Annotated in this window: 4 protein-coding genes and 1 pseudogene; 3 read left to right on the forward strand and 2 right to left on the reverse strand. The window is 67.9% G+C overall.

Annotated features, from left to right (window positions below; genetic code table 11):
• Window positions 1-249 precede the first annotated feature (249 nt).
• Window positions 250-1,152 (forward strand): SDR family oxidoreductase, encoded by a 903-nt coding sequence (locus tag ABZU52_RS31380; protein WP_354974544.1) that lies wholly within the window; start codon window positions 250-252, stop codon window positions 1,150-1,152.
• A gap of 254 nt (window positions 1,153-1,406) precedes the next feature.
• Here the strand turns inward: ABZU52_RS31380 and ABZU52_RS31385 are convergent, their stop codons facing one another.
• Together ABZU52_RS31385 and ABZU52_RS31390 are read right to left on the reverse strand one after the other, a co-directional pair.
• On the reverse strand, window positions 1,407-2,066 hold the full coding sequence (locus ABZU52_RS31385; protein WP_354974545.1) for a nucleotidyl transferase AbiEii/AbiGii toxin family protein: 660 nt from the start codon (window positions 2,064-2,066) through the stop codon (window positions 1,407-1,409).
• Window positions 2,063-2,404, reverse strand: coding sequence for a hypothetical protein (locus tag ABZU52_RS31390; RefSeq protein ID WP_279519610.1), 342 nt, complete (start codon window positions 2,402-2,404; stop codon window positions 2,063-2,065). The genes ABZU52_RS31385 and ABZU52_RS31390 overlap by 4 nt, the downstream gene beginning before the upstream one ends.
• 237 nt (window positions 2,405-2,641) lie before the next feature.
• On the opposite strand from ABZU52_RS31390, the gene ABZU52_RS31395 reads away from it, so the two are divergent.
• Together ABZU52_RS31395 and ABZU52_RS31400 are read left to right on the forward strand one after the other, a co-directional pair.
• A complete protein-coding gene (locus ABZU52_RS31395; protein ID WP_354974546.1) occupies window positions 2,642-5,980 on the forward strand; it encodes an ATP-binding protein in 3,339 nt (1,112 codons plus the stop codon).
• Between the two features lie 580 nt (window positions 5,981-6,560).
• Window positions 6,561-6,760 (forward strand): annotated as a pseudogene (locus ABZU52_RS31400) (hypothetical protein); the annotation flags it as partial.

A 6,760-nucleotide genomic window follows, 5' to 3' on the forward strand; every position in this document is an offset into this window, starting at 1 on the left:
GCCGCGGCCGCCGCGGCGACGAGCACCTGGCGGCGCGACGGGCCGGAGGGAGAGGTCATCATGACGTGCCTTTCCATGGGGGTGGACGCGCCTCGTGAGCGCCTTGCGCACCATAGCCAGCAGCCGTCACCTGCGCCACGTCAGCCCCGGAGGTCGCGGCGGTTTCCGCAGGCCGCCGCAGGGTAGGGCGGTCAGAGACCAGATTTCGCGGGAGAGCCCCCGCTTCCTGTGCGCAACGAGGAGACATCAGTGAGCGAGGACCAGCACACCCAGCAGGATCCGACCAGCCAGTACGGCCAGCAGTCCGGTCAGCCCGCCCAGCAGCAGTCAGCGCCCGGCTCGACCCGGGAGATGACCCCGAAGCCGGACCACGGGGAGGAGTCGTACCGGGGCAGTGGCAAGCTCGACGGCAAGCGGGCGCTGATCACCGGCGGTGACTCGGGGATCGGCCGGGCGGTCGCGATCGCCTTCGCCCGGGAGGGCGCGGACGTGCTCATCTCCTACCTCGGCGAGGAGGAGGACGCCGACGCCCGGGAGACCATCCGGCTGGTCGAGGCCGCCGGCCGGCGGGGCGTCGCGGTACGTGGCGACATCACCGACGAGGCGCACTGCCAGGAGTTGGTTGATCGGGCGGTGCGTGACCTGGGCGGCCTTGACATCCTGGTCAACAACGCGGCGTACCAGATGGCGCAGGACAAGGGCATTCTCGGGATCCGCACCGAGCAGCTCGACCGGGTGTTCAAGACCAACCTGTACGCGATGTTCTGGCTCTGCAAGGCCGCCATTCCCCACCTGCCCGAGGGGTCGGCGATCATCAACACGTCGTCGATCCAGGCGTTCGACCCGTCGCCGCAGCTGCTGGACTACGCCACCACGAAGGCGGGGATCGCCAACTTCACCAAGGCGCTCGCAGCCGACCTCGCCGAGCAGGGCATCCGGGTCAACGCGGTCGCGCCCGGCCCGGTGTGGACGCCGCTGATCCCGGCCACCATGCCGGAGGAGAAGGTGAAGCAGTTCGGCACCGACACCCCGGAGGGGCGCCCCGGTCAGCCGGCCGAGCTGGCGCCCGCGTACGTCTTCTTCGCCTCGCAGGAGTCCAGCTACGTAACGGGCGAGATCCTGGGGGTCACCGGCGGTCGACCCACGAAGTGATCCGTCGTCGCGTGGGCGTCCGAGCGGGGATGCCCACCCGGCAGGGTGACCTGTTCGCGCAGTCCCGTGTGGGTGCGGGTCCTCCGCGCGGCCCTTGTTGGTGGGCTTGTTCGCGCGGCCCTTGTTCGTGCTTTGCTCTGCTGCCCTCCACGCGACACCCGGGGTCGCCGGCCGCTGTTGGTTCGCGCGGCCCTTGCTAATGAGGGTTGTTCGCCTGGCCCGTGTGGGTGCGGGTCCTTCGCGCGGCCCGGTGGTCAGCGTGGCCAGGCGGCGAAGCGTTGCCGGATCTCGGCGATGTCGGCGGCGCCCAGGCCGTAGCGGCCGAAGCGCTGGTCGGAGAGCCGGTCCAGGTAACGGCCGGCGGCGCGCACGTCGTCCGGGTCCAGCGCGGGGTCGACCTGCCGTGCCAGCACCAACAGCTCGGTAACGTCGTAGTGGTCGAGGGCCGCCGCCACGTCGATGAAGTCGCGAACCTCCCGCCGGTTGACCAACGCCGCGATCTTGTTCGCCACCAGGTCGCGGACGTCCATCACCGGGCCGAGGTCCATCACCACCGGACTCTGCTGGCGGTCCAACCGGGCCAGGCTGAGCCGGATCTGCCGCCCGTCGCGGCTCACCACGAAGTCCTTCATGTCCTGCTCGTACCCGTCGAACAGCTCAGCCAGCTCACTGTCCGGGTCGGCGTCGCTGACGATGAACCCGGCCCGCTCCAGGGCCACCCGCACCCCGGCGGACGCGGCCGCCGCGGCGCCCTCCACGTCCGCGAAGAGGTCGACGTCCTCCGTCGGTCGGGCAACCAGCCCGTGCGCCGCCCACGCCACCCCACCACCCAGAACGAACCGGTACGGCCCGGCGGCGGCCAGCGCCACCCGGGCCACCTCCCGGTAGAACTCGTGCAGATGGGGCTCGGTCACGCCGTGCGCAGGCCGCGGTGCCGGCTCTCCCACGCCTGGCGTACGCCCCGAGGCAGGTTGAGTAGTCGCCACACCCGACGCAGCGTCCGCCCGTTGATCAGAGCGCGCAGATCCTCGGCCCGGGTGGTTTCGCGAAGCACGTTCTCGTACATCCAGAGCAGTTGGTCGGGGTCGCCGAGGTCGAAGGTGCGCTCGGCGTTCCACATCAGCCGTACCGGCAGCTCCACCACGCCTCGGGTGGGGCCGGCCAGCTCAGCGAGCGTCCGTGCCACCACAGCGGGGCGACCCGGGCGGGCCAGAAAAGCCACGCCGGTCGCGGTGGGGGAGACGGCCTGCATGGTGTCAGGGTAACGCCCACCGGAGCCGGTGTCGCTCGGGACGTTCTTCGGCCTTCGCGCATGTCAGGTGCATTGGCTGCGGGGGGGTGTGGTGCGTCGTGCCTCGGCAGGCGCGGATCTGCGGGGCTGACCGGGGCGGGGGACTGCCGGATAACCGACTGCTCGCCCGGTTCCGAAGGGCTAGGGTGGCCGCTTCCCGGTGGTCGTCTGAAGGGACTTTCGTTGAGCGGTTCGTCAATGTCGTTCGACACCGCCCGCCGTATTCTCGGCAAGCAGGACCCGGGGTGGAGTCAAAGGCTCGCCACCCTGCTGGGGTTGGCGGCCCTCGGCAGCGGGGGTGCCGGCATTGCGGTGCCGGCGATAAGTGCCGCGTGGGGATGGATCGACCAGAAGAACGAGCTGGTCCAGCAGATCTCGACGGCCGTCGACCGCTTCCGGGAGCGGACCCTCGGTGTCAAGGGCCGGGATCGGCATCAGCTGATCGCGGCCGCGCATACCTCGGTGGCCGCGGGCGCGTTCTTCGCTGCCCTGAAAAAGGTGCTGGGCAAGCACTACGCAAGCCTTCGGCTCACCGAGGTCGAGAAACAGCGGATGGTCGGCGGGGGAGGCGCCGTCACGCACGAGACGATTGTTTCGTACCTGCTGCGTACGGAACTGCCGCTGCCCTGGGCGGGCTGTGGGTTCGAGGCCAACCTGCGGGCCTCGATAACCCCGTTCTTCATGGCCCTGACGGAGCACTGTCTGGGCTTCTTCCGGGGCCTCGCCGCCTGGGAGAAGATAGAGGCCGTCGCGGGCTGGCAGTTCGGACAATCGCTGCAGGCGAACATCGCCGAGACCGCGGCCGCGCTGTACCGCGATGACTACCGGCGGCTGGCGGCTGACGTGCCGGAGTTTGGCATGTGGGCGTTGCTGGACGAGATCGAGTCGGTGGCGTCGGCGCAAGAGGCCGCACAGCAGAAGTCGTTGGAGTTCCAGCAACGGTCGCTCGCGTTCATGGAGAAGCTCCTCAACGATCTGCCGCGCTTTCTCGATGGTCAGCACGAACGCGCCCGGGCGATCATGGCGCAGCGTAACCGCCATCGGTTGTCGGAGCCGATCGCTCAGGTCACCGAGATGGATCAGATGTCGGGCCTGCGGATGCCCACGACCGAGTCGGGTTACGTGAACCCGCACTTCCAGTGGGCTGTCACCGACGGCCAGTCTCGCCCCTGGGAGGAGGAGTGGTGGAAGCTGCAGCGGAACGGGTACCGCCTGGATCACATTCTCGCCGCGTATTTCGCCTCGCCCCGCAGCACGGAGCGCCCACTGGTGATTCTCGGCCATCCGGGCGCGGGCAAGTCCCTGCTCACCAAGATCACGGCGGCGCGGTTGCCGGCCGAGCATTTCACGGTTGTCCGTGTGCCGCTTCGCGAGGTGAAGAATCCGGCGGTCAAGATCTACCAGCAGATTCAGGATTTCCTGGATGACGACACTCACCTCGGCGTGCGGTGGCGTGAGCTGTCCGACGCCAGTCAGGACGTCACGAGAGTGGTGCTCCTTGACGGTCTGGACGAACTGATGCAGGCCACCGGCGCGACCGAGTCCGGCTTCCTGCATGAGGTCCAGGCGTTTCAGGAGAAGGAAGCCTCGATCGGTTCGCCCGTCTCTGTCGTGGTGACCTCCCGTACCGTCGTTGCCAACATCGCGAATATCCCGGTCGGCTCGTTGGTGCTCAAGTTGAACGATTTCGATCGGGAGCAGGTCGGCGCGTGGGTCGACATGTGGAACGAGGCCAATCGGGAGCCGATCGCCAACGAGACGGTCAAGCCGCTGGCCGCGGACAGCGTGTGGTCGATGGGCGAGCTGGCTCGCCAGCCGCTGCTCCTCCTCATGCTGGCGATCTTCGGGGCGACGGACGACCCGCCGGTGGACAGCGCCGGTCAGGTCACGCAGGGGCAGCTTTACCAGTGGCTGCTCAACGGTTACGTGAGTCGTGAGGTCACCAAGGCGCCCCGGCCGGCGGGCCGACCGCTGGGTGGGGACGAGGCCGCCGCCCAGGCGGACCGCGAGTTGTGGCAACTCGGGATCGCGGCGTTCGCCATGTTCAACCGGGGGCAGCAATCGGTGAGTGGCCAGGACCTGGATCTCGATCTCGCGCCGATGCTGCACTCGTCGGCCGCGTCCACCGGGAACCGGAAGCGCCCGCCCCACCCGCTGGATCCGGCGATCCGCACCATCGCCAGGTTCTTCTTCATTCATGCCGCGGATGTCAACAGCAGTCTCGTCACCGGCAGCAGCTACGAGTTTCTGCACGCGACGTTCGGTGAGTACCTGATCGCTTACCACGTATTGCACCAGTTGGACGGCCTCGCGAACGCGCGACGATACCTGCCGGTCGGCCAAGAGTGGACCGACGACCAGTTCTTCGCGCTGCTGTCGCACCAGCAACTGTCGGTCGGAGGCGCGATCATGCCCTTCGTTCGGGAACTGTTCGAGACCAGGTCGCCTGAGCTGCAGGGCATGATCGTCGCTGAGCTGAAATCGCTCATCCGCTTCAGCCAGGAGCGCGAGACGTTCGGACGATTTCGCGACTACAACCCGTCCGGGCGTAACCTGCTCGGCCGCGTCGCCGCGTATCTCGGTAATCTGTTCACACTTCTGGTCGAACTCACAAACGCGCCGATTGCCCTGGGTGAGCTCGTGCCCGACGATCGTGAGCCACTGTCCTGGTGGCAGTCCACCATCAGGTTCCTGCATGCCGGTCTCGACGATAATGGCTGGGCGATGCTTCTCTCTGCCATCGACTTCTCCGCCGATGGCGAGCCACTGGTGTCCAAACGGAGCGTACCGATCGACCGGTTGTTGCGGCACGCACACGAAGCCCGCCTCGCGGGCGATTCATCTCGCGAGCTTCAGTTCCTCCTCGGCGCGACCGCCCTGCACGGTCGTCGAGTAGGGCAGTGGTACGACGAGCGCGGCGACGTGTGCATGAAGGTGGTGTCGTCCCTGGTGCACCGTGACGAACGCCCGGGCGACCACGACACCATCATGGCCGCCACGACCAAGTCCTCGGCGCGGGAGATCGTCAACCTCCTCATCGAGTATCTCGTCCACCACGCTGGTCGCCTCCAATACGTTGACGTACACCAGCTGGCCCAGATGGTGCTGTGGTCGGAGGGCACCGAGGCAGCGGTGCGGCTTGCCCCGGTGCTGGCGCAGCACCCGAATCTGTTCGTCGAGTTCCCCCGGTTGTTCACGATCTACGAACGTGACCTTGTCGACGACCGCGATGTGGCAGAGGTGTTCGCCGCGATGCGCGTCGGCTTGGTGGTCTGGCAGGGCGGCGAGGCGCAGGCGTTCAAGGACGTGATCGGCCAACTTGTCAAAGGCCGGCGGGGTTGGCTGCGCGACGTGTCTATCCAGCAGATCGAGGAGCTCTCGAAGTTGGCCCCCGAGGTCTCGCGTCCTGCCATCCCGCCGCTAGTCGCGATTCTGGCGGACGACTACCAGCGCCGCGGTGCTGTCGATGTTCGTACGTCGCCGCTGTCTGACGGGCGGCACCGCAACGATCACCCCATCCCGCCGAGCGCTGGGTAGGACGACTAACACTCGCCGGATCAGCTCCGAGTGACCTATGTCTGGGAGACACGTGCATGTTCCGGGGGTCCGGGACGTCCCGATCGGTGTGGCAAGTGGATCATGCCCGGTGTGCGTGGTTTCCGATTACGCCAGCAGGGTGTTGTGTGTGTGGTTGTCCGGCTAAGGATGTCGGTGGGGCGTGACGGGTCGCACCGGTGGGCCGGAATCATGGCGGGGCCGGGGTCGTTACATACCCTGACGATCGCAGCGCCACGGGCTCGTCGCCCCGTCCAACGGGGTGGGAATGCGGGCCCCGGTCCGGTCCTTGCCGTCCCTACGGACGACCACCTGGTGACCGTCTCGCCGTGGGTGCCGATGGACGGGCCGCCCCCGGAATGACCCCGGCCCCCCGGTTGATACATCTGGAGCCGGCGCCACGAGCCCCCGCCCGTGAGGTCGCCGACCCGACGCCCGACAGGACGTCACCCCCCCAAGACTTTTCCCCTTGTATGTGCAGCGCCGGACGAGGTGCTCACACCCGTTACCGCCGTTCCCCGATCGGCGCCACGGGTGTTCTACCCCCGGAGGAGCTACCCCCATGAACACGATCTTCCGTAAGAGTGTGCTGTCTGTTGCTGGTCTCGCCTTCGCCGGTGGTGTGTTCGCGGGCCCGGTCGCCGCCCACGCCGCCACCCCGGTGGATGCCAAGCCCGTCGCGGTTGCCGTGCAGACCAATGCGCCGAAGCCGCAGGGCGACCAGTCCCGGATCGCCCTTAACGGTGAGCAGACGGCCAACGT

The sequence above is a fragment of the Micromonospora sp. NPDC005220 genome (assembly GCF_040607895.1).
GTDB lineage: Bacteria > Actinomycetota > Actinomycetes > Mycobacteriales > Micromonosporaceae > Micromonospora.